General features: G+C 65.2%; 21 protein-coding genes, 1 pseudogene and 1 riboswitch. Of the genes and pseudogenes, 13 read left to right on the top strand and 9 right to left on the bottom strand.

What is annotated here, in order from left to right:
- The first annotated feature begins 115 nt into the window (after positions 1-115).
- Genes LZ585_RS04405 through LZ585_RS04420 form a run of 4 tightly spaced genes read left to right on the top strand, consistent with a single transcriptional unit; the run spans position 116 to position 2589 of the window.
- Positions 116-388: a twin-arginine translocase TatA/TatE family subunit gene (locus LZ585_RS04405; protein ID WP_234855218.1), complete on the top strand. Its 273-nt coding sequence runs from the start codon at positions 116-118 to the stop codon at positions 386-388.
- A gap of 27 nt (positions 389-415) precedes the next feature.
- The gene (tatB, locus tag LZ585_RS04410) at positions 416-901 is read left to right on the top strand and encodes a Sec-independent protein translocase protein TatB (protein WP_234855219.1); all 486 of its coding nucleotides are present in this window, start codon (positions 416-418) and stop codon (positions 899-901) included.
- Positions 902-1750, top strand: coding sequence for a twin-arginine translocase subunit TatC (gene tatC / locus LZ585_RS04415; protein ID WP_234855220.1), 849 nt, complete (start codon positions 902-904; stop codon positions 1748-1750). It abuts the gene before it with no gap.
- Positions 1750-2589 carry an ATP-binding protein gene (locus LZ585_RS04420; RefSeq protein ID WP_390625096.1) on the top strand — a complete coding sequence of 280 codons (840 nt, stop codon included), beginning with the start codon at positions 1750-1752 and terminating at the stop codon, positions 2587-2589. The genes tatC and LZ585_RS04420 overlap by 1 nt, the downstream gene beginning before the upstream one ends.
- Here the strand turns inward: LZ585_RS04420 and LZ585_RS04425 are convergent.
- The 4 genes and pseudogenes from LZ585_RS04425 to LZ585_RS04440 all read right to left on the bottom strand — a co-directional run bounded on the left by LZ585_RS04425 (position 2586) and on the right by LZ585_RS04440 (position 6603).
- Positions 2586-4250: a thiamine pyrophosphate-dependent enzyme gene (locus tag LZ585_RS04425; protein ID WP_234855221.1), complete on the bottom strand. Its 1665-nt coding sequence runs from the start codon at positions 4248-4250 to the stop codon at positions 2586-2588. The genes LZ585_RS04420 and LZ585_RS04425 overlap by 4 nt on opposite strands.
- Before the next feature lie 24 nt (positions 4251-4274).
- Entirely contained in the window at positions 4275-5630 is a 1356-nt protein-coding gene (locus LZ585_RS04430) for a sensor histidine kinase (RefSeq protein ID WP_234855222.1), read from the bottom strand.
- 8 nt (positions 5631-5638) lie between these two features.
- Positions 5639-6292 (bottom strand): annotated as a pseudogene (locus tag LZ585_RS04435) (response regulator transcription factor); the annotation flags it as partial.
- On the bottom strand, positions 6292-6603 hold the full coding sequence (locus tag LZ585_RS04440) for a PepSY domain-containing protein (protein ID WP_234855223.1): 312 nt from the start codon (positions 6601-6603) through the stop codon (positions 6292-6294). The gene LZ585_RS04440 and the pseudogene LZ585_RS04435, both read right to left, overlap by 1 nt.
- 140 nt (positions 6604-6743) lie before the next feature.
- On the opposite strand from LZ585_RS04440, the gene LZ585_RS04445 reads away from it, so the two are divergent.
- The 3 genes from LZ585_RS04445 to LZ585_RS04455 all read left to right on the top strand — a co-directional run bounded on the left by LZ585_RS04445 (position 6744) and on the right by LZ585_RS04455 (position 11216).
- Positions 6744-7406, top strand: coding sequence for a calcium-binding protein (locus LZ585_RS04445; protein ID WP_234855224.1), 663 nt, complete (start codon positions 6744-6746; stop codon positions 7404-7406).
- 135 nt (positions 7407-7541) lie between these two features.
- Positions 7542-10493 (top strand): hybrid sensor histidine kinase/response regulator, encoded by a 2952-nt coding sequence (locus LZ585_RS04450; protein ID WP_234855225.1) that lies wholly within the window; start codon positions 7542-7544, stop codon positions 10491-10493.
- A gap of 40 nt (positions 10494-10533) precedes the next feature.
- Positions 10534-10667, top strand: a riboswitch (FMN riboswitch).
- A gap of 75 nt (positions 10668-10742) precedes the next feature.
- Entirely contained in the window at positions 10743-11216 is a 474-nt protein-coding gene (locus tag LZ585_RS04455; protein ID WP_234855226.1) for a 6,7-dimethyl-8-ribityllumazine synthase, read from the top strand.
- Between the two features lie 38 nt (positions 11217-11254).
- On the opposite strand, the gene glmS is transcribed toward LZ585_RS04455, so the two are convergent.
- Positions 11255-13072 carry a glutamine--fructose-6-phosphate transaminase (isomerizing) gene (gene glmS / locus LZ585_RS04460; RefSeq protein WP_234855227.1) on the bottom strand — a complete coding sequence of 606 codons (1818 nt, stop codon included), beginning with the start codon at positions 13070-13072 and terminating at the stop codon, positions 11255-11257.
- Complete coding sequence (gene glmU / locus LZ585_RS04465; RefSeq protein ID WP_234855228.1) at positions 13072-14415, bottom strand: bifunctional UDP-N-acetylglucosamine diphosphorylase/glucosamine-1-phosphate N-acetyltransferase GlmU; 1344 nt, start codon at positions 14413-14415, stop codon at positions 13072-13074. The genes glmS and glmU overlap by 1 nt, the downstream gene beginning before the upstream one ends.
- A 114-nt stretch (positions 14416-14529) precedes the next feature.
- Between glmU and LZ585_RS04470 the strand changes: the two genes are divergently transcribed.
- Entirely contained in the window at positions 14530-15204 is a 675-nt protein-coding gene (locus LZ585_RS04470; RefSeq protein WP_234855229.1) for an HAD hydrolase-like protein, read from the top strand.
- 174 nt (positions 15205-15378) lie between these two features.
- On the opposite strand, the gene bfr is transcribed toward LZ585_RS04470, so the two are convergent.
- The gene (bfr, locus tag LZ585_RS04475) at positions 15379-15864 is read right to left on the bottom strand and encodes a bacterioferritin (protein ID WP_234855230.1); all 486 of its coding nucleotides are present in this window, start codon (positions 15862-15864) and stop codon (positions 15379-15381) included.
- Entirely contained in the window at positions 15812-16105 is a 294-nt protein-coding gene (locus tag LZ585_RS04480) for a (2Fe-2S)-binding protein (protein ID WP_234855755.1), read from the bottom strand. The genes bfr and LZ585_RS04480 overlap by 53 nt, the downstream gene beginning before the upstream one ends.
- 119 nt (positions 16106-16224) lie before the next feature.
- Here LZ585_RS04480 and queA point away from each other — a divergent pair, with 119 nt between their 5' ends.
- The 4 genes from queA (at position 16225) to LZ585_RS04500 (ending at position 22470) form a co-directional block, all read left to right on the top strand.
- On the top strand, positions 16225-17271 hold the full coding sequence (gene queA / locus LZ585_RS04485; protein ID WP_234855231.1) for a tRNA preQ1(34) S-adenosylmethionine ribosyltransferase-isomerase QueA: 1047 nt from the start codon (positions 16225-16227) through the stop codon (positions 17269-17271).
- A gap of 75 nt (positions 17272-17346) precedes the next feature.
- Complete coding sequence (locus LZ585_RS04490; RefSeq protein WP_234855232.1) at positions 17347-18606, top strand: MFS transporter; 1260 nt, start codon at positions 17347-17349, stop codon at positions 18604-18606.
- A 65-nt stretch (positions 18607-18671) separates the two neighbouring features.
- Positions 18672-20066: a dihydrolipoyl dehydrogenase gene (gene lpdA / locus LZ585_RS04495; RefSeq protein WP_234855756.1), complete on the top strand. Its 1395-nt coding sequence runs from the start codon at positions 18672-18674 to the stop codon at positions 20064-20066.
- 109 nt (positions 20067-20175) lie between these two features.
- Positions 20176-22470 carry a glycosyl hydrolase family 28-related protein gene (locus tag LZ585_RS04500; protein ID WP_234855233.1) on the top strand — a complete coding sequence of 765 codons (2295 nt, stop codon included), beginning with the start codon at positions 20176-20178 and terminating at the stop codon, positions 22468-22470.
- Between the two features lie 34 nt (positions 22471-22504).
- Here LZ585_RS04500 and LZ585_RS04505 read toward each other — a convergent pair whose 3' ends face one another.
- Positions 22505-22981, bottom strand: coding sequence for a pyridoxamine 5-phosphate oxidase (locus tag LZ585_RS04505; RefSeq protein ID WP_234855234.1), 477 nt, complete (start codon positions 22979-22981; stop codon positions 22505-22507).
- 226 nt (positions 22982-23207) lie between these two features.
- Between LZ585_RS04505 and acs the strand changes: the two genes are divergently transcribed.
- Positions 23208-25160, top strand: coding sequence for an acetate--CoA ligase (gene acs / locus LZ585_RS04510; RefSeq protein ID WP_234855235.1), 1953 nt, complete (start codon positions 23208-23210; stop codon positions 25158-25160).
- Positions 25161-25322: the final 162 nt, after the last annotated feature.

Here is a 25322-nt window from a genome sequence, read left to right on the forward strand (position 1 = left end):
ATGACGAAGGCGCCGAATCATGGCAGGTGGGGTTTCGCTGCGGGGGCGAAGGTCCTATATTCCGCAGATTGGTTGAACCCAGGTCATTGGCCTGACTCTGGAACGGAGAACTGAAATGCATATGCCGTCCCCCATGGCACTGCTCGTCATCGCCATCGTGGTCCTGGTCCTGTTCGGCCGCGGCAAGGTTTCCTCGCTGATGGGTGAATTCGGCAAGGGCATCACCGCCTTCAAGAAGGGCATCAACGACGGCAATGCCGAAGTGAATGCCGAGCGCCCCGTGGTTGTGGAGAAGACCGTCCAGCCGGTCCAGCCGGTGCAATCGGTCCAGCCCGTCCCCGGCACCGAGGCCCGCGACGTGACCCCGCACAACGAACCCCGCGTCTGATCCCGAAACCGGGACAAGGGTTCCAGAATGCTTGATGTCGGGTGGAGCGAACTGCTGCTGATCGGTGTCGTCGCACTGATCGTCATTGGTCCCGAGGATTTGCCGAAGCTGTTTCATACCCTGGGCCGCATCACGGCCCGGGCCAGGTCCATGGCGCGCGAGTTCACAAGCGCGATGGAGGATGCGGCCAAGGGCAGCGGCATCAGTGACATGACCAAGGATGTCAGGGACTTGAAGAACCTGACGTCGAAAAAATCCCTGGGCCTGGATGCCTTGGACCGGGCCGCATCGCGGTTCGAACAATGGGATCCCAAGACCGCCTTGGACAAGGCCGCACGGCCCACGCCCGATCCGGCGGCCCCTGTGGCGCCCGATACCCGTCCCATGGACGCGCCCCCGGCCCCTGCCGCGTTGCAGGCCGCGAACGAACCCGCCCCCGCCCCGATGCCGGTCGCGCAGCCCAGCCCGCGCCGCATCGCCGGTGTCCGCCGGTCGGACATGAAGGACCAATAAGTGGCATCGCAAAACGTCGATGAGCTGGACGACAGCTCGGCCCCGCTGATCGAGCATCTCAAGGAATTGCGCACCCGCCTGGTCTGGTCCGCCCTGGCCTTCGTGGTGGCGATGGTCCTGTGCTACCTGATCTGGAACCCGATCTACAATTTCCTGACCCTGCCGATCTGCGCCGCGCTTGAAGATCGCGGACAGGAATGCGGGCTGATCCTGTTGAAGCTGCAAGAAGGCTTTACGGTCGCCCTGCGCATTTCCTTTTTCGGCGGCTTTGTGCTGGCATTCCCGATCATCGCCTATCAGTTGTGGCGCTTCGTGGCGCCGGGGCTGTATCGCAGCGAAAAGCGGGCCTTCCTGCCGTTCCTGGCCGCATCGCCGCTGATGTTCGCCCTTGGCGCGGCATTCGCCTATTACGTCATCCTGCCGATGGTGTTTTCCTTTTTCCTGGGCTTCCAGCAGGGACCGCTGGCGCTGCCCGACGATCCGGCTGGGGCTGCGCCGAACACCAACCTGGCGGGCATCGTTTTCCAGGGGTCGGTCAGCGAATACCTGAACCTGACCACGCGCTTCATCCTGGCCTTCGGGCTGTCGTTCCAATTGCCTGTGGCCTTGGCGCTGATGGGGCGGGCGGGGCTGGTGTCGGCCGATACCCTGGCCAGCACGCGCCGCTATGCGGTAATCGTGATCCTGACGCTGGCGGCCTGTCTGACGCCGCCCGACGTGGGAAGCCAGCTTGTGCTGTTCTCGGTTATCTATGGGCTTTACGAGATCTCGATCCAGATCGTCCGCCGCATCGAGAAGGTGCGGGAAAAGGATCTGCGCGCCCAAGGGCTGTGGGACGAAGACGCCTGATGCCTGATGCCCTGACCCGCATCGCCGAGGCGTTGGAGCGTCTGGCCCCGCCGCCCATCCCCGCGCCGTCCTTTACCGAGGCCACGGCCTATGTCTGGCACCCCGATCCTGACCGGCTCGAGGCAGTGCAGACTGTCGCCCGCGTCGATCTGGTGCAACTGATCGGCATCGACCGGGCCAAGGCGATCCTGCTGGACAACACCCTGAAATTCGCGCGCGGCTTTGGTGCGAACAACGCCCTTTTGTGGGGCGCGCGGGGAATGGGCAAGTCGTCCCTGGTCAAGGCCGTCCATGCCAGTGCCGTGGCCCAGGGCTTGCCGCTGGTGCTGGTTGAAATCGCCCGCGACGACCTGGGATCCGTGGGGCGGCTGCTGGCGATCCTGGGCCAGGCCCGCGACAAGCGGTTCCTGTTGTTTTCGGACGACCTGTCCTTCAGCCATGACGACACGCAATACAAATCGCTCAAGGCGGTTCTGGACGGCGGGATCAGCGGCCGGCCCGCGAACGTGATCCTGTATGCCACATCGAACCGCCGCCACCTGATGCCGCGCGACATGATCGACAACGAACGCGCGACCGCCATCCATCCGGGCGAGGCGGTCGAGGAAAAGGTGTCGCTGTCCGACCGCTTTGGCCTGTGGCTGGGCTTTCACCCCTGTTCGCAGGACGAATACTTGGCGATGGTGCGGGCTTATTGCGATGCCTATGACCTGACGATCGACGACGGCACCCTGCGGGCCGAGGCGATCGAATGGCAGGCCACGCGCGGCGGGCGGTCCGGCCGCGTGGCCTGGCAGTTCTTTACCGACTTGGCCGGGCGGCACGGAGTCGCGGTCTAGCCCGGCTGCTTGGCCAAGGCCGCTTCGCGCATCTGGGTCAGGGTTTGGCGCGGTGTCAGCGCCTCGGGCGAGATGTCCAGATCCAGCAGGGCACCGGTTTTCGATCCCATGGCCCGCTGGAACGCGGCAGCGAAATCGGCGGTCGCGGGCACCTTTTCGGCGTGGAAGCCATAGGCTTTCGCCAGCATGACGAAATCGGGGTTGTGCATGGTCGTGCCCGACACACGGGCCGGATAGTTCCGTTCCTGATGGGCACGGATCGTCCCGTAGATGCCGTTGTTCAGCACCAGCACGATGGGCTGCGCCCCGGCCTGCGCCGCCGTCGCCAGTTCGGCGCAGGTCATCTGGAAATCGCCGTCGCCTGCGAAGCACACCACGGTGCGCGCCGGATGGGCGATCTTGGCGGCAATCGCGGCGGGCAGGCCATAGCCCATGGCGCCCGATTGCGGGGCCAGCAGCCGCGCCCGGGGACCGAAGGCAAAGAACTTGTTGGGCCAGACCGCAAAGTTTCCCGCGCCGTTCGTCAGGATCGCATCGTCGGGCAGGGTGTTGCGCAGGTGGTCCATCACCGCGACCATATCGACGGGCGAGGGCTGGGCGGGCGCCTGCATCGACGCCAGGTATCCCGATCGCGCCGCCTTGCGCCAATCCGACCACGGCCCGGTCACTGGACGCAGCCCTGCGGCAAGCGCATTCGGTCCCGACTGGATCCCCAGGCGCGGCTGATAGATCTTGCCGATTTCTGCCTCTGACGCATGGACGTGGATCAGCACCTGTTCCGGCTGCGGCACCCGCAGCAGGGTATAGGCGTCGGTCGTCATTTCCCCAAAGCGCACGTTGATCGCCAGCATCACGTCGCATTCGGCGATCAGGCGGCGCACATGGGGCGGCATCCCGACCCCCGCTTCGCCCGCATAAACGGGCGAGGTGTTGTCGAAGCTGTCCTGGAACCGGAAGGCGGCAAGGACGGGAATGTCGGACGCTTCGGCAAAGCGTTGCAGCGCGGCCTTGCCTCCGGGCGTCCAGGTGCAGCCGCCGGTCAGGATCAGTGGGCGTCTGGCCCCGGCCAGCATGGCCAAGCCCTTGTCCAGGGCAGCGGGCAGAGGGGCGGGTTCCGCGATCTCGGACGCGCCGGACAGGGGGGGCGTGTCCGAAAGGGTGGTAAGCATATCCTCGGGCAATGCGATGACGACGGGGCCGGGGCGGCCGGTGGTGGCGGTCTTCCAGGCGCGGGCCAGGATTTCAGGGATGCGGTCCACCCGGTCGATCTGGACCGCCCATTTCGCCATGCTGCCGAAGACGGCCGGATAGTCGATTTCCTGGAACGCCTCGCGTCCGATCATGTCGGTGCCCACCTGGCCCACCAGGACCAGCATGGGTGCGCTGTCCTGCATCGCGGTGTGGATGCCGATGGCGGCGTTGGTGACGCCCGGCCCGCGCGTGACCAGGCAGATCCCGGGCTGGCCGGTCAGCTTGCCCCAGGCAGCCGCCATGAAGGCCGCGCCCCCTTCGTGGCGGCACAGCACGAAATCAAGCCGTCCCCGTGTGTCGTGCAGCGCGTCCAGCACCGCCAGGTAACTTTCGCCCGGAATGCCAAAGGCCTTGGTCGCGCCAAGCGCCATCAGGCAATCCACCAGCAATGCCCCGCCGTTTCGTGTCATGTGGCCCCCTTTGTTCGCGCCAGCCTATCGGCGCGGCGCGGCGACTGCCAGCGTCAGTTCCACGCGCAGGCCGGGGCGGGTGTTGGTCAATGACAACTGCCCTCCGGCGGCCTCGGCGATGTCGCTGACAATGGCAAGGCCGATGCCCTGGCCTTCGCCGGATTCGTCCAGGCGCATTCCGCGTTGCGGCAGGCAAGCCAGGGCGCCGTCCGGCACGCCCGGTCCGTCGTCGCAGATGGCGATGGTCACGCGGTCGCCGTTTTGGCCAATGACCGCCTCGACAGCCGCATCGGCGTGCTGCATGGCGTTTTCCAGCAGCGCGCCAAGCGCCTCGGTCAAGTCGTCGGGGTCGATGCGGGCGCGGGGGGCGGGGTCGGCAAGGCGGGTCTGCCAGTCGATTTCCCCACCCTTGGGGGTGCGACGCAGAACCTTGATCAGGCGGGCCAGGATGACCGCCGGGTCGGCCTCGGCCGTGTGGCGGTCGGACTGGATGCGGGCGCGGGCCAGTTCGCGGTCCACCAGCCGACGCATGGCCGTGACAACGGTTTCGATGCTGCCGGCGATTTCAAGCTCTCCCCTGTGGCGCAGGGTGCCCGCATCGCCCAGCAGCGCCTGGAGCGGCGTCTTGAAGCCATGCGCCAGGTCGCCTGCCCGGTGCCGCGCGCGAAGCAGTTCGGCGTCACGCGCGTCCAGAAGGGCGTCCAACTGGCGGGACAAGGGCAACATCTCGTCGGGCAGGTCGGTGCCGATACGCGAACGCTGCCCTTCGGTCAGGGCCTGCACGCGGTCCGCAACCTCGGCCAGGGGGGACAGGCCAATCCGGATCTGAAGCCAGGAACCGGCCATCAGCAGCAAGGCCAGAAAGGCCAGATAAGGCAGCAGGTCGCCCAGGAATTCCTGCCGCGCGGCCGTCAGCACCGCCCGGTCCGATGCGACGACGATCCGCAGGGTCAGGGATTCCGGCCCCCGCCCGACCAGCAGGCTTTGTTCCACCGCCAGCAGGCGTTCACCCCGGGGACCGGGCAGGGACAGCACGTCGGATCGGCCGGGTGCGGGCGCGGGGCGGTCCATGGGCAGGGTATAGTCCCACAAGGATCGCGACCGTTGCACCTGATCCCGCAGGGCAACCTGCCAGTAATGCCCCGAGAAGGGTTGTTGATACAGCCGGTCCGCCGGGGGCGCGGCCAAGCGCGGCACGCCCGTCGCGTCATGTTCGACGATCCCCGCCAGGGTAAGGGCGCGGGCTTCCAGGTCATTCACCGCCACCCGTTCGACATGGCGTTCGAACAACAGCGCCAGCCCAAGCGAGGCAGCCCCCAGTGTCGCCACGATGGCAAAGGCGCCCACAACCAGCAGCCGCAGCCGCAGCGACCGGCGCACCAGCCGGGCGCCCCCAGGTCATAGCCAAAGCCGCGCCGCGTATGGATCACCCCCGGTCCCACCTTGCGGCGCAGACGGGCGATCACGGCCTCCAGGGCGTTGGCATCGCGGGCGTCGTCGTCGCCATACAGGTGCTCCAGCAGTTCGGACGGCGAAACCGTGCGATCGCGGTGCAGCGTCAGATAGGACAGAAGCCGGTATTCCAACGGCGTCACCGCCACCGGCACGCCTGCCACGGAAACCGACATCCGGTTCAGATCGACCGACAGCGCGCCCACCTGCTGGACGGAGGCCGCCCGCCCGCCCGAACGGCGCACCAGGGCGCGGGCGCGGGCGATCAGTTCCTCCATCCGAAAGGGCTTGGGCAGGTAATCGTCGGCGCCCGCGTCGATGCCTTCGACCCGTTCGGTCCAGGCGCCGCGCGCGGTCAGGATCAGGACCGGGCATTCGCACCCCTCGGCCCGCCAGCGTTTCAGGACCGTCAGCCCGTCCAGGCGCGGCAGGCCCAGATCCAGAACGATCAGGTCATAGCTTTCCGTGCCGCCGCGAAACCATGCAGTCTCGCCATCCTCGAGATGTTCGACGCGGAACCCGGCCGAACCAAGCGCCCGGGTCAGATCGGCGGCAATACGACGGTCATCCTCGACCACAAGGGCGCGCATCAGTCGTCGTGTTCCTCCTCGACCTGCAGGATCTTGCCGGTAGCGGCGTCCAGGTCCACCTCGATCAGCCGGCCGTCGCGGGTGATCAGCTCGACCTCATAGACGCGGATTCCATAGGCATATTCAAGCTCGACCTCGACCACGGTGCCGGGATGGTCGGTGTCCAGCTGCCGCAGGATCTGCGCCAGGGGCAAGATTTCCCCGCGTTCGACGGCCTCTTGGGCCAGTTCGAAATCGGGCAGGGTGTCTGGCTGCCCCCCTACGGTCGAGGGGACAATCAGGGCAAGGATGATGGCAAGCAGGTGTTTCATGCAGCACAGATTACCGCAGCGGTCCTGACAAATCGCTGACAGGGGCGGTCAGCCGCCTGTCAGCCCGCATGGGGTAGAACGATTCGCATCACCGGGTCGCCGCCCTTGCAGCGCGACCCCCTCAGGAAAGGATAACGCATATGGCACGCAAGACAGGCACCAACCTTGCAGACAATTTCGGCGGCACTTCGTTGGCGGACTGGCTGGCAGGGCTGCGCGGCAACGACACGATCAACGGCTTTCGCGGCAATGACGACATTTATGGCGGCGCCGGAAACGACCGCCTGTTTGGCGGCGATGGCCATGACGAGATCGAGGGCGGCGCCGGCAACGACCGCTTGTGGGGCCAGAACGGCAATGACGAACTGGAGGGTGGCGACGGCGATGACGGCATCGCCGGAGGAGCAGGCCGGGACGAACTGGAAGGCGGACGCGGCAACGACCGTCTGTCGGGCGGCGACGACAGGGACGATCTGGAAGGCGGCAGCGGCAATGACACGCTGTCGGGGGGCGCGGGACAGGACAGCTTGGAAGGCGGTTCGGGCAATGACATCCTGACCGGCGGATCGGGCGTCGATTTCTTTGAATTCGAACGCGGCGACGGGCGCGACCGCATCACCGATTTCCAGAATGGCACCGATCGGATCGAGCTGGACGATTTCAGCCGCGCCCAGGTCAGCCAGGTCATCGGCAATGCCCGCCAACAGGGCGCGGATGTTGTGCTGGTGCTGGACGCCAACACCTCTGTCATCATCGAGGATATGCAGCGCGGCCAGCTGGATCTGAGCGACTTCACGTTCTGACACGGCCTTGCGGGGCGGCCCGGCAGGACCGCCCCGATTGATTTAGGTTCACCGGCTCCCCTGCCGCATCGTCGCAGCTTGCGGCCTGCACGATCCAAGCCTAGGTTCCGGCGCTGAATCTGGATTCTGCGGTGCATGATGACGACAGACCTGCCTTTCCGTTCCTGGCCTGTCGGCGGCGGCGCCTGCGGCGAACTGGTGCGGAAATTCGACTGGTCGCGCACCTCGCTGGGACCAATCGAGCAATGGCCCCGGCATCTGCGGATCAAGGTCAATTCGCTGGTCAATTCGCCCATCCCGCAGGTGCTGATCTGGGGGCCGGATCATGTGATGATCTATAACGACGGTTATGCCGAGATCGCGGGCAATTGCCACCCGCGCGCCCTGGGCGGCACGTTCCAGGCCATCTGGCCCGAGATCTGGGATTTCAACCGCACCACGCTGGAACGCGGGTTCCAGGGCCAGGTGCAGGCGTTCCGCGAACAGCCGATGGTGCTGAACCGCAACGGCGTCCCCGAGGATGTGATCTTTGATCTGTTCTATACGCCGATCTATGACGAAACCGGCGCGGGCGTGGACGGCGTCCTGTGCACCGTCCTGGAAATCACCGAAACGGTTCGCGCCCGCGACGCCCTGGCCGAAAGCCGGGCCGAGCTTTACCATTTGTCCGACGCCCTGCCGATCTTGGTGGGCTTTCTGGACCGGTCGCTGGTCTTTCGTTTTGCCAACCAGTGCTTTCTTCAGGTGTTCGGCGTCACCCACGCCCAGGTGATCGGCCAGCGGATCGGGGACATCCTGGGCGCCAGCCAGGCCGCCCTGACCGAGGGGATGCTGGACCGCGCCCTTGCGGGCGAGACGGTGAATGTCGATGCCGCCGTGTGCCTGCCCGGCGACCGCCCGCGCACCTTTGAGATGCGCTGCCTGCCCCGGATATCGCGCGACGACCGGATCGACGGCGTCTATATCATCCTGATCGACGTCGAGGACCGCAAGCAGACCGAAACCCGGCTGCGCGACAGCAACGACCGTTTCCGTGCCGCGGTCGAGGCGATCCACGGCGTCCTGTGGACCAACACCGCCGACGGGCGGATGATCGGTGAACAGCGTGGCTGGGCGGCGCTGACCGGGCAGGCCTTCGACGATTACCAGGAATTCGGCTGGACGGACGCCGTGCATCCCGACGACCGCGCGGGCACCGTCGAAAGCTGGCTTCGCGCCGTTGCGGCGCAATCAACCTTTGACTGGGAACACCGGCTGCGCTGCGCGGATGGCGCATACCGCATCTTCATGGTGCGCGCGGTGCCGACGCTGAACGAGGCGGGCGAGATTAGGGAATGGGTCGGCGTTCATACCGACATCACCGAACAGCGCCTGACCGAGGCGCAGCTGCAAGCCCAGGCCGAGGATCTGCAACGCCAGATCGCCCACCGGCAGTGCGCCGAGGATCAGCTTCGCCGCCTGAACGAGACGCTGGAAGAACGCGTCGCGGACGAGATCGCGCAGCACCGCAAGACCGAGACCGCCCTGCATCGGTCGCAAAAGATGGAATCCATGGGCCAGCTGACCGGCGGCGTGGCCCATGATTTCAACAACCTGCTGCAAGTGATCGCAGGCAATCTTCAGATGCTGGCCAAGGATGTCGAAGCCGATCCCCGCGCCGGCCAAAGGGTTGAAAATGCCCTGTCCGCCGTTGCCCGCGGGGCCAAGCTTGCCAGCCAGCTTCTGGCCTTCGGACGCCGCCAGCCGCTGGAGCCGCGGGTGATCCAGCCCAACCGCCTGGTGGGGGAAATGGACGAATTGCTGCGCCGGTCCCTGGGCGAGGCGATCGAAATCCAGGTGATCGTCCCGGGCGATCTGTGGAACATCTGCGTGGACCGCGCCCAACTGGAAAGCGCGCTTTTGAACCTGGCGATCAATGCCCGCGATGCGATGGACGGCGCCGGGCGCCTGACCATCGAGATGGGCAATACGCGGCTGGACGACGCCTATGCCCTTGTCGCAGGCGATGTCGTGGCGGGCGATTATGTGATGCTGGCCGTGACCGACACCGGCTGCGGCATGACGGCCGAGGTGCTTGAGCGGATCTTCGATCCGTTTTATTCCACCAAGCCGGAAGGGCGGGGAACGGGCCTTGGGATGTCCATGGTTTACGGCTTTGTCAAGCAATCAGGGGGCCATGTGGCCGTTTACAGCGAACCGAACGAAGGAACGACCGTGCGCATCTATCTGCCGCGATCCGACAGTGACGAAGATACCGATGCGCCGGTCCATGACGGCCCCGTGGTCGGCGGCACGGAAACCATCCTGGTGGTCGAGGACGACGAGGCTGTGCGCGCCACCGTGGTCGATCTGCTGGGATCGCTTGGCTATAATGTGCTGACGGCCCGTGATGCGCAGGCGGGGCTGGCGGTTGTGGAAAGCGGGCTTCACATCGATGTGCTGTTCACCGACGTGGTGATGCCTGGCGGTCTTTCCAGCCGAGACATGGCGCGTCGTGCGCAGGACATCCTGCCGGGGCTGGGGGTTCTGTTCACCTCGGGCTATACCGAAAATTCCATCGTGCATGGCGGCCGTCTGGATCCGGGGGTGGAACTCTTGTCGAAGCCCTATCCGCGAGAAGCCTTGGCCCGCCGGTTGCGCCATGTCATCGCCAACGCGCAGCAAGACCGCCTTGCGGTCGATGCCGAACGCACGTCCCGGCCCTCTGCCGAACCCGTACCGGTCACCGGCCGCGCCGTGTCAATCCTGCTGGTCGAGGACAACGCCCTGATCCGCGCCGACACCGCCATCATGCTGGAGGAGATGGGCCACACGGTCGTGCAGGCGGGCAAGGCGGCGCCTGCGCTGGCCCATCTGGAAGGCCAGGCCTTTGACCTGCTGCTGACCGACCTCGGCTTGCCCGACATGAACGGCAACGACCTGGCGCAGCGGGCGGTGGGCCTTCAGCCGGGGCTGGCCGTGGTTTATGCCACGGGCGACAGCCACCTGCCTGCGGGCTGCCCGCAGCAGGCGGTTCTGCTGTGCAAGCCCTATGGCGAGGATGACCTGCGCGGCGCGGTCGAGGAAGCCCTGGCCCGGATCGCCTGATCCAGGCTCTTGGCGGGTGGCGTTTTGCGTGCTATGCAATGTCCGTTCTCAGGGCGGGGTGCAATTCCCCACCGGCGGTTACAGCCCGCGAGCGCCCTTCGCTTTGCGAAGGGGTCAGCAGATCCGGTGAAACTCCGGGGCCGACAGTTACAGTCTGGATGAAAGAGAACCGTGACCGCGTCCTTCCCAAGGGACGGTCATGGCTCGATGTCCTGGGACCATACGCAAGCAACGTAAGGTTCCTGAAAGATGACCCACAAGACCCCTCGTATCGCCTTTATCAAGGCCCGCTGGCATTCCGATGTCGTGGACCGCGCGCATGAAGGATTCCTGGCCGAACAGCGCCGCCTGATCCCCGGCGCCCAAGTCGTGGCCTTTGACGTGCCCGGCGCCTTCGAAATGCCCCTTCTGGCCAAGAAACTGGCGCAGACCGGCAAGTATGACGCCGTGGTCGCCGCTGCCCTGGTGGTGGATGGCGGCATCTATCGCCACGATTTCGTGGCCGCCGCCGTCGTCAACGGCCTGATGACGGCGGGCCTGGACACCGGCGTGCCGTGCTTTTCGGTGTCGCTGACGCCGCATAACTATCAGGAAACCGAATTGCTGACCGGCTTTTACCGCGACCACTTCGTCCAAAAGGGCGCCGAGGCCGCGCGGGCCGTCCACCAGGTTCTGGAACTGGACGCCCGGATCGCCGCCGAGGGCCGCGCCGAGGTCGCCTGACCAGCGTGGCGCGCGGGTCCGGCCCGCGCGCCTTGTCGTCATTCAACCGTGACGGATTTCGCCAGGTTGCGGGGCTGGTCCACGTCGGTGCCCTTGGCGACCGCCGTGTGATAGGCCAGATACTGCATCGGGATCGCATAAAGGATCGGCTGGAACGCCCCCCCGCCCGACGGCATCTGCAGGCTTGCCTGAACCCCGTGGCTGGCCGAGGCCAGCCCTTCGTCATCCGACAACAGCAGGATCGGGCCATGGCGGGCCATGACTTCCTGCATATTGGACACGGTCTTTTCGAACAGCGCATCATGCGGGGCCAGCACGATCACCGGCACGTCGCGGTCGATCAGCGCGATCGGCCCGTGCTTGAGTTCCCCCGAAGCATATCCCTCGGCGTGGATATAGCTGAGCTCCTTCAGCTTCAGCGCCCCTTCAAGGGCCACGGGATACAGCGCGCCCCGTCCCAGGAACAGCACATCGCGGGCCTGGGACAGCCATTCGGCCTGATCGCGGCAGGCGTCCGACATGGACAGGGTTTGCTGCATCAGGCCGGGGACGCTGCGCAGGTCGGCCAGATGCGCGGCCAAGGCGTCCTCGTCGATGCGGCCCCGGTCATGCGCGGCCTTCAAGGCCAGGATCGCCAGCACCGTCAATTGACAGGTGAAGGCCTTGGAGGATGCGACGCTGACCTCGATCCCCGCAAGCGTCGGCAGGGCAATGTCCGCGTCCCGCGCGATTGCCGAGGTGCCGACATTGACTAGGCCCACCGTGCGGGCCACATGAGCGCCCGCATAATGCAGCGCGGCCAGCGTGTCGGCGGTTTCGCCCGACTGGCTGACGGCGATGAACCAGCTTTTGGGAGACAAGGGCGGTTCGCGATAGCGGAACTCGGACGCCACGTCGATGTCGCAGGGCAGGCCCGCCAATTGCTCGAACCAGTATTTCGCCACGTGGCCCGCCAGATGCGCGGTGCCGCAGCCGACCAGGCTGATGCGGTCAACATCGTGGAAATTCATTCCATCAGGCAGCACGATCCGGTCGCCCTTGACGTAATGGTTCAGCACATCGCCGATCACCACCGGCTGTTCGGCGATTTCCTTGGCCATGAAGTGACGGTATCCGCCCTTGTCGATGGCCGTCGCGCCGGTGTCGATACGGGCCTCAACCCTGTGGGTCTGGTTGCCTGCCGCATCGAAAATCTGGACGCCCGCGCGGGTCAGGACGGCATGGTCGCCGTCCTCCAGATAGGTGATGCGGTCGGTAAAGGGCGCCAACGCCACGGCGTCGGAGCCCAGGAACATTTCCTTGTCGCCATGGCCGATGGCCAGTGGGCTGCCCTTGCGGGCCGCGATCATCAGGTCATCCTCGCCATCGAAGATGAAGGCCAGGGCGAACGCGCCGCGCAGCCGTGCTAGGGTGCTGCGTGCGGCCTGGATCGGGGATTGGCCTTGATCCATGTAATGCGCCGTCCACAGCGCCACGGTTTCCGTGTCGGTCTGCGATTGCGGCTGGATGCCCAGCGCGCCCAGTTCCTCGCGCAGGTCGCGGAAATTCTCGATGATGCCGTTATGGACAACGGCCACGGGACCGGACTGGTGGGGATGGGCGTTCACCTCGGTCGCAGCGCCGTGGGTGGCCCAGCGGGTATGGCCGATGCCGATATGGCCGGGCAGGGGCTCGTGGACCAAACGGTCCGACAGGTTCATCAGCTTGCCCACGGCGCGCCGCCGCTCCAGCCGCCCGGTGGCGTCCACCGTTGCGACGCCCGCGCTGTCATAGCCGCGATATTCCAGCCGCCGCAGCGCATCGACCAGTTGCGGGGACACCTCGTGCGACCCCAGGATGCCGATAATACCGCACATCAGCGGGCCTCCTTCTTCGCGCGCAGGGCTGCCATCAGGCGGGTGGCAAGGCCGGGCTTGGTTGCCTGGCGCGCCCGGCCAATGGCCAGGGCACCGTCGGGCACGTCTTCGGTGATCACGGACCCCGATCCGGTCATGGCGTCGTCGCCTACCCGCACCGGGGCCACCAGCATCGTGTCGCTGCCGACAAAGGCGCGTGCGCCGATCTGGGTGCGGTGCTTCATCACCCCGTCGTAATTGCAGGTGATGGTGCCCGCGCCGATATTGGTGTGTTCGCCCACATGGGCATCGCCCAGATAGGTCAGGTGGCCGACCTTGACACCTTCGTCCAGGACCGCGTTCTTGATTTCGACGAAGTTGCCGACATGAACGTCGCCGCCCAGTTCGGCGCCGGGGCGCAGCCGGGCAAAAGGCCCGACGGTTGCGCCCGAGGACACATGGCAGCCTTCCAGATGGCAGAAGGGCAGGATTTCCGCCCCCGATTCCACCGTCACGCCGGGCCCGAAGACGACATTCTGGCCGACCACCGCATCCCGTCCGATCACGGTGTCTAGGGCGAACCAGACCGAGGACGGGTCGCACAGCGTCACCCCGTTCTCAAGCGCCCGAAGACGCGCGCGGTCCTGAAAGGCGGCTTCGGCCGCGGCCAGCTCGGCGCGAGTGTTGATGCCCAGCGTTTCCCCTTCGTCGCAGGTGACGACATCGGTGCTGCGCCCCTCGGCCCGCGCCAGGGCTACCAGGTCGGTCAGGTAATATTCCCCCGAAGCGTTCTGGTTCGTCAGCCGCACGATCAGTTGGCGCAGCAGGGAAGCGTCAAGCGCCATGACCCCGGAATTGCACAGCGCGATGTCGCGCGTCGCCGCATCCGCGTCCTTGTATTCGACGATCTGTTCCAGGCCCCGCCCCGTCACGATCAGGCGGCCATAGCGGCCCGGATCCTCGGCCTCGAACCCCAGGACGACCAGATCGGACGGGTGCGCGGCAAGGACGGCCAGCGTTTCTTCGCCGATGAATGGGGTGTCGCCGTAAAGAACGACCACCTTGCCCTCGAACCCTTCCAGCTCGGGCAGGGCCTGGCGGACGGCGTGGCCGGTGCCAAGCTGTTCGGACTGCAACACGATCCGGGCTTCGGGGTCGATCCTGCCGGCAGCCTTCGTCACCTGGTCGGCGCCATGGCCCGCGACAACGATCACCTGTTCGGGTTCCAGCGTCCGGGCCACGGACAGGGCATGGCCGATCAGCGGCGCGCCTGCCAGCCGGTGCAGCACCTTGGGCAGATCGGACTGCATCCGGCTGCCTTGTCCGGCCGCCAGAACCACGATCGCCACGGGTTTGTCCGCCATGCTGTCTCCAATGCCTGTTCAAATTCTTTGCCCGGCGTTCTAATCGGGGCCGCGCGCCTGCGAAAGCCCTGCGCGTTCACCTTTGGTGTCGAATCGTTGCGGGAAGGATTGCGCATGGCGGGAACGGTGGTCTTTGATCTGGACGGCACGCTGGCCGATACATCGGCCGACCTGATCGCGGCGGCGAATGCCTGCTTTGCGGCGCGCGGCATCGACGTGATGCTGGACCCGGTGGCGGATGCGCTGACCGCGTTCCACGGCGGCCGGGCAATGCTGCGGGCGGGATACGGGCGGATGGGTGCCGACCTGCTGCTGCCCCCAGGGGCCGAGGAGGAGGATTATCCTCGCCTGCTGGACCATTACGGGCAGAACATCGCGGTCCATACGAAGCTGTATCCGGGGGTCGAGGCAACCTTGGACCGCTTGCAGGCCGACGGACATATTCTGTCAGTCTGCACCAACAAGCCCGGCGCCCTGGCGGAAACCCTGCTGGATGCGCTTGGGGTGCGGGGGCGGTTCGCGTCCATGGTCGCGGCGGATACGCTACCGGTCAGAAAGCCCGATCCGCGTCCCTATCGCGCGGCGGTGGAACGGGCGGGGGGCAGCGTGGCCGCATCATTTCTGGTGGGCGATACCGAAACCGACCGCAAGACGGCCACGGCGGCGGGCGTCAGGGTTGCGCTTGTGTCCTTTGGCCCGGAAGGCGAAGCGATTTCCCGCCTCGCGCCGGACGCCCTGATAGGACATTTTGACGAATTGCCCGATCTGGCACGGTCCTGGCTAGGTTAAGGGCACCCGCGCCGGGTCCAAGGCTGGCCATCAAGATATATCCCCCATCCTACAGATGGTCGGTTCCTCTGCCCGACGCAGTGCCATTGCCGATTGCATCGCTGCTGGCTTTTGCAGTGCTTCGTCGCGCCGGACGACAGGGTCGCCGTCCCCTCTCAGGGGACGGCGCCGGGATCACTTCGCCTCGTCTGCAGGATTCGCGTTCAGCTGGCCATAGTTCTGGGCGCCGATGGTGTCGAACAGCTGCAACTGCGTTTCGAGGAAGTCGATATGGCCTTCCTCATCCTCGATCAGGTCGTCGAACAGCGACTTGGACACCTGGTCGTTGACGCTGGAACAGTATTCGCGCGCCTCAAGATACAGGGTGCGGGCGTCGTGTTCGGCCGCCAGGTCGGATTCCAGCGTTTCGCGCAGGGTCTGGCCGATCCGCAGCGAGTCCAGCTTTTGCAGGTTCGGATGGCCTTCCAGGAAAATGATTCGCTCGATCAGGCGATCGGCATGGTGCATTTCCTCGATGGATTCCTCGCGCGACTTCCTGGCGATGCGGCCAAAGCCCCAGTCTTCCTGCAAGCGATAGTGCAGCCAATACTGGCTGACCGCGGTCAGTTCAGACCGCAACGCCGCGTTGAGATATTCGATGACCTTTGCGTCGCCCTTCATGATGGCTGTCCTTTGCAATCTCTGATTTTGCCCGCAAAATCGGCGGGGCTATGCCCAGATTATCGCAGTGACGCATGGTGTCCAGAAAGAGCGGCATACATCCCCCGCAATCGGCGCGTTTGCCGAGCGCGTGGTATATCTTTCCCGGTGTGATGATCGTCTGAGGGTCTGCCATTCGCATCCAATCGATGGCTGCCTTGATCTCATGATCCGAGATTTGCGTGCAATGGCAGACAATCATCGCGAAGGCTCCTGTTTGGCGAAGAAATAGCGATTCTGTCGGAATTGTAAAGGTGACTTTTTTGGTTGGTGATCCCGTCATTCTTGACCCTAGGGCGGGGCGGGCGCAAAAGCGCGGCCATGAAGCTGTCCGATTTCGATTTCGACCTGCCCCCGTCCCTGATCGCCACGCGTCCGGCACGGCCGCGCACATCCGCGCGACTGCTGCTGGCGGAAGGCGCCGGGATCCAGGACCGCCGGGTCAGCGACCTGCCGGACATCTTGCGGACGGGCGACGTTCTGGTGCTGAACGACACCAAGGTCATTCCTGCGCGTCTGACGGGCACGCGGACCCGCCAGACCCCCCAGGGCGAGGCCGTCGCGCGGGTCGAGGTGACGCTGCTGGAACCGGCCGCCGATGGCTGGCGCGCGCTGGCCAAGCCCCTGCGCAAGCTGCGCGAGGGAGAGGTGATCCGCTTTGGCGACGCCCTGTCCGCCGAAGTCGCCGCCATTGCGGAAGGCGAATTGCGGCTGCGCTTCGATGCGCAGGGCGATGCCTTCGACACGGCGCTTCAGCAGGTGGGCGCCATGCCGCTGCCCCCCTATATCGCGGCGCTTCGCGCGCCTGACGACCAGGACCGGCAAGATTACCAGACCGTCTGGGCCGCGCGGCAGGGCGCCGTCGCCGCCCCCACGGCCAGCCTGCATTTCGATGCGGCATTGCTGGATGCGCTGGCCGCAAGGGGCGTGGAATTCGTTCATGTCACGCTTCATGTCGGCGCGGGAACGTTCCTGCCCGTCAAGGTCGATGACGTGACCACCCACCGGATGCACGCCGAATGGGGCGAGGTGGGGGCAGGGGCAGCCGATGCGATCAACCGGGCCAAGGCCCAGGGCCGCCGCGTGATCCCTGTCGGAACCACCGCGCTGCGGCTGATCGAATCGGCGGCGCTTGGGGATGGCAGGGTTCGGCCATTTCAGGGCACGACCGACATCTTCATCTATCCCGGCCATCACTTCCGGGTGACCGACGGGTTGATGACGAATTTCCACCTGCCGAAATCGACGCTGCTGATGCTGGTATCCGCGCTGATAGGGCAGGAAAGGATCAAGGACATCTATGCCCATGCGGTTGGGCAGGGCTATCGCTTCTTCAGCTATGGCGATGCGTCGCTGTTGATCCCCTAGGGTCGCTTTCCGGGTAGCCCCTCCGCGCCGGATGGGCGAGACAAGACCATTCCTGCGACCGGAGTCGAGACGACCATGCTTTCCGTGCTGCGAACCACTTGGCCGCTGTTCCTGGGCATCCTGCTGCTGATGGTCGGCAACGGGATGCAGGGCACGCTGCTGGGCATCCGCGGCGGGATCGAGGGGATCCCGACATTCCAGATGTCGGTCGCCATGTCGGGTTATTACGCAGGCTTCCTGTTGGGCAGCCTGTCGGTGCCCGCGCTGATCAAGAACGTGGGCCATGTGCGGGTCTTCGCCGCGCTTGGGTCGATGATCTCATCGGTGCTGGTGCTGTATTCGGTCGAGCCGAACTGGATCTGGTGGACGGTCCTGCGGGTCATCATCGGATACTGCTTCTGCGGGGTCTACATCACGTCGGAAAGCTGGCTGAACGCGGGATCCACGAACGAGAACCGGGGCCAGACCCTCTCGGCCTATATGATCGTGCAACTGCTGGGGATCGTCGCGGCGCAGGCGCTGCTGAACCTCAGCGATCCGGGCGGCTATACGCTGTTCATCGTCGCGTCGGTCCTGGTGTCCTTCGCCTTCATGCCGATCCTGTTGTCCGCACGTCCCGCGCCGCAGTTCCAGACGATCAAGCGCATGACCTTCGGTCAGCTTTACCGCGCCTCGCCCTTGGGCTGCGTCGGCATCTTCCTGATCGGGGGGGTCTTTGCGGTGCTGTCGGGAATGTCGTCGGTCTGGGGCGCCACGATCGGCCTGTCGGTTGCCCAGATCTCGATCTTCGTGGCGGCAAGCTATGCGGGCGGGTTGGTGATGCAATATCCCATCGGCTGGATCTCGGACCGCTATGACCGGCGCAAGCTGGTGCTGATGCTTTCCGCAGTCGGGGCGGTGACGGGCATTGCCGTCCTTGCAAGTCAGCCCGGCACCCTGGGGCTTATCGTTGCGGGCGCCCTGATGGGGGGGCTGGTGAACCCGATCTATGCGCTGCTGCTGGCCTATACCAACGACTACCTGGACCAGTCGGACATGGCTGCGGCATCTGCCGGGTTGTTGTTCATCTATGGCATCGGGTCTATGGGCGGGCCGATCATCACCGGCTGGCTGATGGAAGTGATCGGCCCGGACGGCTACTGGGTCTATATGGGCGTCCTGCTGGCGATGCTGGCGGTCTATGCCGGCTGGCGCACGACCCGCCGCCGTGCCCTGACACCGGAGGAACAGGGCAACTTCGCCGTGATCACGCCTAATGCCACCACTATCGCCGTCGAGGCCGCATTGGATGAAAAGCAATCGGACCCCGACAAACGAGCGCCCGACGCGGCGTAACTGGCCTGCTTGTTCCCCTTTGCGGAATGGTTTAACGCTCAACTATCGTGACCAGACGAGGATAGCTGATGGCCCAGAATTTCGACATGGTGGTGATTGGTGCCGGGCCGGGGGGCTATGTCGCCGCGATCCGGGGCGCGCAACTGGGCCTGAAGGTCGCCTGCATCGAGCGTGAGCATCTGGGCGGCATCTGCCTGAACTGGGGCTGCATCCCCACCAAGGCCCTGCTGCGATCGGCCGAGGTGTTCCACCTGATGCACCGTGCCAAGGATTTCGGGCTGTCGGCCGACGGCATCGGCTTTGACCTGGAAAAGGTCGTGGCCCGGTCGCGCGGTGTTGCCAAGCAACTGACCGGCGGCATCGGCCACCTGTTCAAGAAGAACAAGGTCACCACCATCATGGGCGAGGCGCGTCTGGTCGCCCCCGGCAAGGTCAGCGTCAAGACCGACAAGGGCACCGAGGAAGTCACCGCCAAGTCCATCGTCCTGGCGACCGGCGCCCGCGCCCGCGAACTGCCGGGGCTGGAGCCGGATGGCAAGCTGGTCTGGAACTACAAGCACGCGCTGGTGCCGCCGCATATGCCGAAAAAGCTGCTGGTGATCGGATCGGGCGCCATCGGCATCGAATTCGCCAGCTTCTTCAACACCCTGGGTGCCGATACCACCGTGGTCGAGGTGATGGATCGCGTCCTGCCGGTCGAGGACGCGGAAATCAGCGCCTTCGCGAAAAAGGCTTTCGTCAAGCAGGGCATGAAGATCCTGGAAAAGGCCACGGTCAAGAAGCTGGACCGCAAGGGCGGCACCGTGACCGCCCATATCGAAACGGGCGGCAAGACCGAGACGCAGGACTTCGACACGGTGATTTCCGCCGTGGGCATTGTCGGCAACGTCGAAAACCTGGGCCTGGAAGACCTGGGCGTGAAGATCGACCGCACCCATGTCCTGACCGACGAATATTGCCGCACCGGCGTCCCCGGGCTTTATGCCATCGGCGACGTGGCGGGCGCGCCCTGGCTTGCGCACAAGGCCAGCCATGAAGGCGTGATGGTGGCCGAACTGATCGCGGGCGGGCATCCGCATCCGGTCAAGCCCTCCAGCATCGCGGGCTGCACCTATTGCCATCCGCAGGTCGCATCCGTGGGCCTGACCGAGGCCAAGGCCAAGGAACTGGGCCACGAGGTCAAGGTCGGCCGCTTCCCCTTCATGGGCAACGGCAAGGCCATCGCGCTTGGCGAGCCAGAAGGCATGATCAAGACCGTCTTCGACGCCAAGACGGGCGAATTGCTGGGCGCGCACATGGTGGGCGCCGAGGTGACGGAACTGATCCAGGGCTATGTCATCGGACGCCAGCTTGAAACGACCGAGCAGGATCTGATGGAAACCGTCTTCCCGCACCCCACCCTGTCCGAGATGATGCACGAGTCGGTGCTGGACGCATACGGCCGGGCGATCCACTTCTGACACCCGTTGCGCGGGGCAGGGCTGCAACGCCCGCCCCGTCAATCCTGCGTTAACCGTTTGGTAACTATCCCTTCACCCATGCGCCTGCCGCGGCTGAAGGAGATAGGTCATGAACATCGCGATCACCAACGGGCTTGTGCTGATGCCACCCGCGTTCCGGGGTGGGCTGAATGCCTGGTCCACGACGAACGGCACGCCCGGCAGCCCGACCTGGGGATCGGCGGACAACGGCGCCCTTGTCCCGGCGGACCAGGATTTCGGCACCTGCCTCGAGGTGATGAAGCAGCAGACCACCACAAGCATTCGCTTCAAGGGCGAGACGCCCATGATCCCGGGCGTCTATCTGCGCGTCTCGGCCCGGATCAAGGCCGTCGCGGGCGCCTTGTGCGGCGCGCGGATCGCAGGATGGGCAGGGGACGGGTCGCGCAACCGCGTCGCCAGCCTGGTCGAGGTCGGGCCAACCCTGCCCCTGACCGCTTATGGCGAGGTGGTGGAGATCAGCGCCATTGTCGGTGTCGGATCGCGTCGCGGGGTGGACATGGCCTGGGGAACGGCGCCGGTCTATGGCCATTTCGGGCTGGATCTGGTGGGCGCGAACGGCGGGGCCTTTCGCATCGAATCGATCCGCATCGAGGACGTGACATCGGCCTTTATCCCGTCGCTGATCGACTGGGTGGATGTGCGCGATTTCGGTGCCAAGGGCGACAACGAGACCAACGACCGCGCGGCGTTCATTGCCGCCGACCAGGCGGCGAATGGCGGCTGGGTGGTGGTCCCGGAAGGCACCTTCTTCATCAACGGCGATCTAGGCATCAACAGTCCCATCCGCTTCAAGGGCACGATCCGCACGCCCACGGAAACGCGCGTGTCCTTGATGCAAAGCTTCGATTTCCCGACCTATGCCGATGCCTTCGGCAGCGAGACACTGGGTATGAAGAAGGCCTTGCAGGCGTTGTTCGGATATACCGACCATGTGTCGCTGGACCTGTGCGGGCGGCGCGTCGATCTGGAGGAGCCGCTGGATGTCGGCGTCCTGGCCCCCAGCCTGACCGGGTTTGACAATCGCCGCGTGATCAGCAACGGCAGCCTCAGCGCCAAGCCGGGCGCCGCCTGGGACACCGGCAAATGGACCAGCACGGCGACCTATGACCCCGCCCAGCCCTTGCGCCTGTCCAACGTGGCCAACGTCGCCGCCATCGAGGTGGGCAGCCGCGTGATCGGCAATGGCGTTGGCCGAGAGGTGTATGTGAACGCCAGGGACGTTGCCGCCCGCACGCTGACCCTGTCGCAGCCCTTTTACGGCGGGGCGGGGACGCGCAGCTATTCCTTTGAACGCTATCGCTACCTGTTCGACTTTTCGGGCGTCGAGCAGATGTCGCGGCTGAATTTCGTCGATCTGGACCTGAACTGCGAGGGCGTCGCCAGCGGCATCATGCTGCCCCCCAAGGGCGAGATGATCGCGCTGCGCGACTGCTATCTGACCAAGCCCAGGGACCGGGGCATCACGTCCATCGGGCGGGGATGCCAGGATATGCTGGTGGACCGCTGCCAGTTCCTGTCCAACGAGATGGACCTGCCCGCGCAGCAGCGGAAAACGGTCGCGATCAACGTCAACGCCAATGACGTGAAGATGCGCGACAACCGCTTTGTGCGTTTCGCGCATTTCATGGTCGCCAATGGCGGCGGGCATATCATTTCCGGCAACCACTGGTTCCAGGGGGACGGGTCGGGCGAGGGACTGCGCTATGCCGGGCTGGTGCTGACGCGGCCGAATGTGCAGACGACGATCAACGGCAACTACATCGACAATGCGTCGATCGAATGGACCAACGAACACAGCGCCCTGCCGAATTACACGGGAGACGAGTTCAGCTTTGGCGGGTTGACCATCAACGGCAACACCTGCCTGTGTTCCAACACCGCCGCATGGTTCACTTGGCTGACCGTGAAGCCCTATGGCACGGGGCATTTCATCCACGGGCTGACCGTGACCAGCAATGTCTTCAAGGCGCTGTATGGCGACATCGACCGGATCGAGCGGGTCGATACCTCGATCGCCGATCTGAACTACAACAATATGCGCAACCTGCAATTCGAGGGGAACACCTTCAACGGCGTGAAAAGCTATGTCTCGAACCCGCTGATGTTGCAGCACAACCAGACCTCGGCCTCGACCGCGTGGACCTTGCCGGTGATCGACGGGCTGCCCTTCAAGGGCTGGGCCAAGTCGGTGCAGTCGGTGATCGCGGAATCGGCCATCGTCAACGCCAGCGGGGCGCGCGTCGATGCCGCCCCCTGGGTGCAGACCGAAATCGGCACCACCAAGCGTCAGATCCGGCTGAACTGGCCATCGGGGGTAAAGGGCAAGGTCTCCATCTATGCGAGGATGGACCGCCCGCAATAGTCCGCCTGACCGCCGCGCCCGTCGCGGCGGTTCTTCATCGCAACCCCAGATCGGCGGGCGTCAACCGGAACGCCGCGCCGAAACCGGCGTTCAGAAAGCCCGACAGCGGCACCAGCCGCCAAAAGCGAAAATCCGGCAGGTCGATAAAGACCGCTGCCTTGGGATGCGCATCCAGCCAGCGATCCCGCAGTCCGGCAGGATCGTCGATCACATGGGCCGCGACCTGCAAGGACAGGCGCGGCCAGGTCATCGGATCGCCCCGATCCCCCTGCGCTTCCACCAGCAGCGCCGCGCGGTCATCGGCGGCCAGCGCATGGCTGTGGACTGCCAGCCCCGACAGCAGCGCAACAGGCACGCCGGATGCGTCGATCTGGCAGGCGATCTTGGACAGGTGCGGGTGGCCGGTTGGCCGGTCATTCACCGCCAGCACCGCATGACGCATTGCGGCCAGCATCCCCCGCGCGCTGTCGCGGGCGGCGTCGGTGATCGTACGAACGGGATCCTTTGTCATGCGCAAACGCTGGCGCCGGTCGGCGCGGTTTGCAAGGCTTGTGAATAATTTACCGCCACGCCAATAATTTCGTCAATTAGTTTTCAAAATTATCGTTTCGATAAAAACACTTAACAGACTCTCTGCGATGTGATTAACATTTCCCAGGGCGCGCCGAAAGTCCTGCTGCGACCAGCCAAAAGGCACCGGCCAGCAGCATGGCACGAAAAGCGAGGAGGGGACCACGATGACCGAAGCGATTGAAAAGCATCCAATTCCGGCAGGTTTTGAAAAGGCCCATGTGGGGCCAGGCGATTACGCCCGCCTTTATGCCGAATCGGTCAGCGACCCCGAATCGTTCTGGCGCCGCGAGGGACAGCGGCTGGACTGGATCCATCCCTACAGCGTCGTGAAGAACACCGACTTCACCTTTGGCAAGGTGTCGATCAAGTGGTTCGAGGACGGGATCCTCAACGCCTCGGTCAACTGCGTGGACCGCCACCTGCCTGCGCGCGCCAACCAGACCGCGATCATCTTCGAACCCGACGATCCCGCAACGCCCGCTCAGCACATTACCTATGCCCAATTGTCGGAAAAGGTGAACCGCTTTGCCAATGTGCTGCTGTCCCAGGGCATCATGCGCGGCGACCGGGTGGTGATCTATCTGCCGATGATCCCCGAGGCGGCCTATGCGATGCTGGCCTGCGCGCGGATCGGGGCGATCCATTCCATCGTCTTCGCGGGCTTTTCGCCCGATGCCCTGGCCAACCGCATCAACGACTGCGGCGCCAAGGTGGTCATCACCGCCGACACCGCCCCGCGCGGCGGGCGCAGGACCAACCTGAAATCGAATGCCGACGCAGCCCTGCTGCATTGTTCCGACCGGGTGCGCTGCCTGGTGGTCAAGCATACCGGCGACCAGACGACCTGGATCGGGGGCCGTGACGTGGACGTGAAGGCGCTGATGGAAACCGCCAGCCCCGATTGCCCGCCCCGTCCGATGGGGGCCGAGGATCCGCTGTTCATCCTCTATACCTCCGGCTCGACCGGCAAGCCCAAGGGGGTCGTGCATACGACCGGCGGCTATCTGGTCTATGCCGCGATGACGCATCAATACACCTTCGACTATCATGACGGCGACGTGTTCTGGTGCACGGCGGATGTGGGCTGGGTCACGGGCCACAGCTATATCGTCTATGGCCCGCTGGCCAATGGCGCGACCACGGTGATGTTCGAGGGCGTGCCGACCTATCCCGATGCCGGCCGCTTTTGGGAAGTCTGCGCCAAGCACAAGGTCACCCAGTTCTATACCGCGCCCACCGCGATCCGGTCGCTGATGGCCAAGGGCACCGAGCCGATCGAGAAGCACGACCTGTCCAGCCTGCGCCTGCTGGGCAGCGTGGGCGAGCCGATCAACCCCGAGGCCTGGAACTGGTATAACGAAAACATCGGCAAGGGCCGCTGCCCCATCGTCGATACCTGGTGGCAGACCGAGACCGGCGGCCATCTGATCACGCCGCTGCCCGGCGCGACGGAAACGAAGCCCGGTTCCGCCACGGTCCCCTTCTTCGGCGTCATGCCCGCGATCCTGGAGGCCGAAAGCGGCAAGCTGGTCGAAGGCAACCCGGCCGAGGGCGTGCTGTGCATCGCCGACAGCTGGCCCGGCCAGATGCGCACGCTGTGGGGCGACCACCAGCGGTTCATGGAGGCCTATTTCCAGCAATATCCCGGTTACTACTTCACCGGCGACGGCTGCCGGCGCGACGAGGACGGCTATTACTGGATCACCGGCCGGGTGGACGACGTGATCAACGTCAGCGGCCACCGGATGGGCACGGCCGAGGTCGAATCGGCCCTGGTCGCCCATGAGAAGGTCGCCGAGGCTGCCGTGGTCGGCTATCCCCATCCGCTGAAGGGGCAGGGCATCTATGCCTATGTCACGCTGATGAACGGCGTCGAGCCCAGCGACGAGTTGCGCGGCGAGCTGGAGAAATGGGTCCGCACGGAAATCGGCCCCATTGCCAAGCCCGACGTGATCCAATGGGCGCCCGGCATGCCCAAGACCCGTTCCGGCAAGATCATGCGCCGCATCCTGCGCAAGATCGCCGAGAACGACTATGGCAGCCTGGGCGACATCTCGACCCTGGCCGAACCCGAGGTGGTCGACGACCTGATCGCCAACCGGATGAACCGGGCCTGACGCAAGGGGCCATGCGCGCCCCGCGATGACAAGGCGGCCTCCGAAGGAGGATCGGGTGCCGCCAGACCCGCCTGACGAGCAATCCCCCGCCCGCGTTTCGGCATCCGAAGCGCGACCGGAGAAGGCTTGACCGTCGGGATCCCATGCCAGCACAGGGGCTGG

Origin of the sequence: Paracoccus everestensis, assembly GCF_021491915.1 — a bacterium.
Lineage (GTDB): Bacteria > Pseudomonadota > Alphaproteobacteria > Rhodobacterales > Rhodobacteraceae > Paracoccus > Paracoccus everestensis.

Bases quoted from the DNA above. Each gene is read 5' to 3' on its own strand.
- LZ585_RS04405 (WP_234855218.1), top strand. From the start codon at position 116: ATGCATATGCCGTCCCCCATGGCACTGCTCGTCATCGCCATCGTGGTC.
- tatB (WP_234855219.1), top strand. From the start codon at position 416: ATGCTTGATGTCGGGTGGAGCGAACTGCTGCTGATCGGTGTCGTCGCA.
- LZ585_RS04420 (WP_390625096.1), top strand. From the start codon at position 1,750: ATGCCTGATGCCCTGACCCGCATCGCCGAGGCGTTGGAGCGTCTGGCC.
- LZ585_RS04425 (WP_234855221.1), bottom strand. From the start codon at position 4,250: ATGACACGAAACGGCGGGGCATTGCTGGTGGATTGCCTGATGGCGCTT.
- LZ585_RS04440 (WP_234855223.1), bottom strand. From the start codon at position 6,603: ATGAAACACCTGCTTGCCATCATCCTTGCCCTGATTGTCCCCTCGACC.
- LZ585_RS04445 (WP_234855224.1), top strand. From the start codon at position 6,744: ATGGCACGCAAGACAGGCACCAACCTTGCAGACAATTTCGGCGGCACT.
- LZ585_RS04450 (WP_234855225.1), top strand. From the start codon at position 7,542: ATGATGACGACAGACCTGCCTTTCCGTTCCTGGCCTGTCGGCGGCGGC.
- LZ585_RS04455 (WP_234855226.1), top strand. From the start codon at position 10,743: ATGACCCACAAGACCCCTCGTATCGCCTTTATCAAGGCCCGCTGGCAT.
- glmS (WP_234855227.1), bottom strand. From the start codon at position 13,072: ATGTGCGGTATTATCGGCATCCTGGGGTCGCACGAGGTGTCCCCGCAA.
- glmU (WP_234855228.1), bottom strand. From the start codon at position 14,415: ATGGCGGACAAACCCGTGGCGATCGTGGTTCTGGCGGCCGGACAAGGC.
- LZ585_RS04470 (WP_234855229.1), top strand. From the start codon at position 14,530: ATGGCGGGAACGGTGGTCTTTGATCTGGACGGCACGCTGGCCGATACA.
- bfr (WP_234855230.1), bottom strand. From the start codon at position 15,864: ATGAAGGGCGACGCAAAGGTCATCGAATATCTCAACGCGGCGTTGCGG.
- LZ585_RS04480 (WP_234855755.1), bottom strand. From the start codon at position 16,105: ATGATTGTCTGCCATTGCACGCAAATCTCGGATCATGAGATCAAGGCA.
- queA (WP_234855231.1), top strand. From the start codon at position 16,225: ATGAAGCTGTCCGATTTCGATTTCGACCTGCCCCCGTCCCTGATCGCC.
- LZ585_RS04490 (WP_234855232.1), top strand. From the start codon at position 17,347: ATGCTTTCCGTGCTGCGAACCACTTGGCCGCTGTTCCTGGGCATCCTG.
- LZ585_RS04500 (WP_234855233.1), top strand. From the start codon at position 20,176: ATGAACATCGCGATCACCAACGGGCTTGTGCTGATGCCACCCGCGTTC.
- LZ585_RS04505 (WP_234855234.1), bottom strand. From the start codon at position 22,981: ATGACAAAGGATCCCGTTCGTACGATCACCGACGCCGCCCGCGACAGC.
- acs (WP_234855235.1), top strand. From the start codon at position 23,208: ATGACCGAAGCGATTGAAAAGCATCCAATTCCGGCAGGTTTTGAAAAG.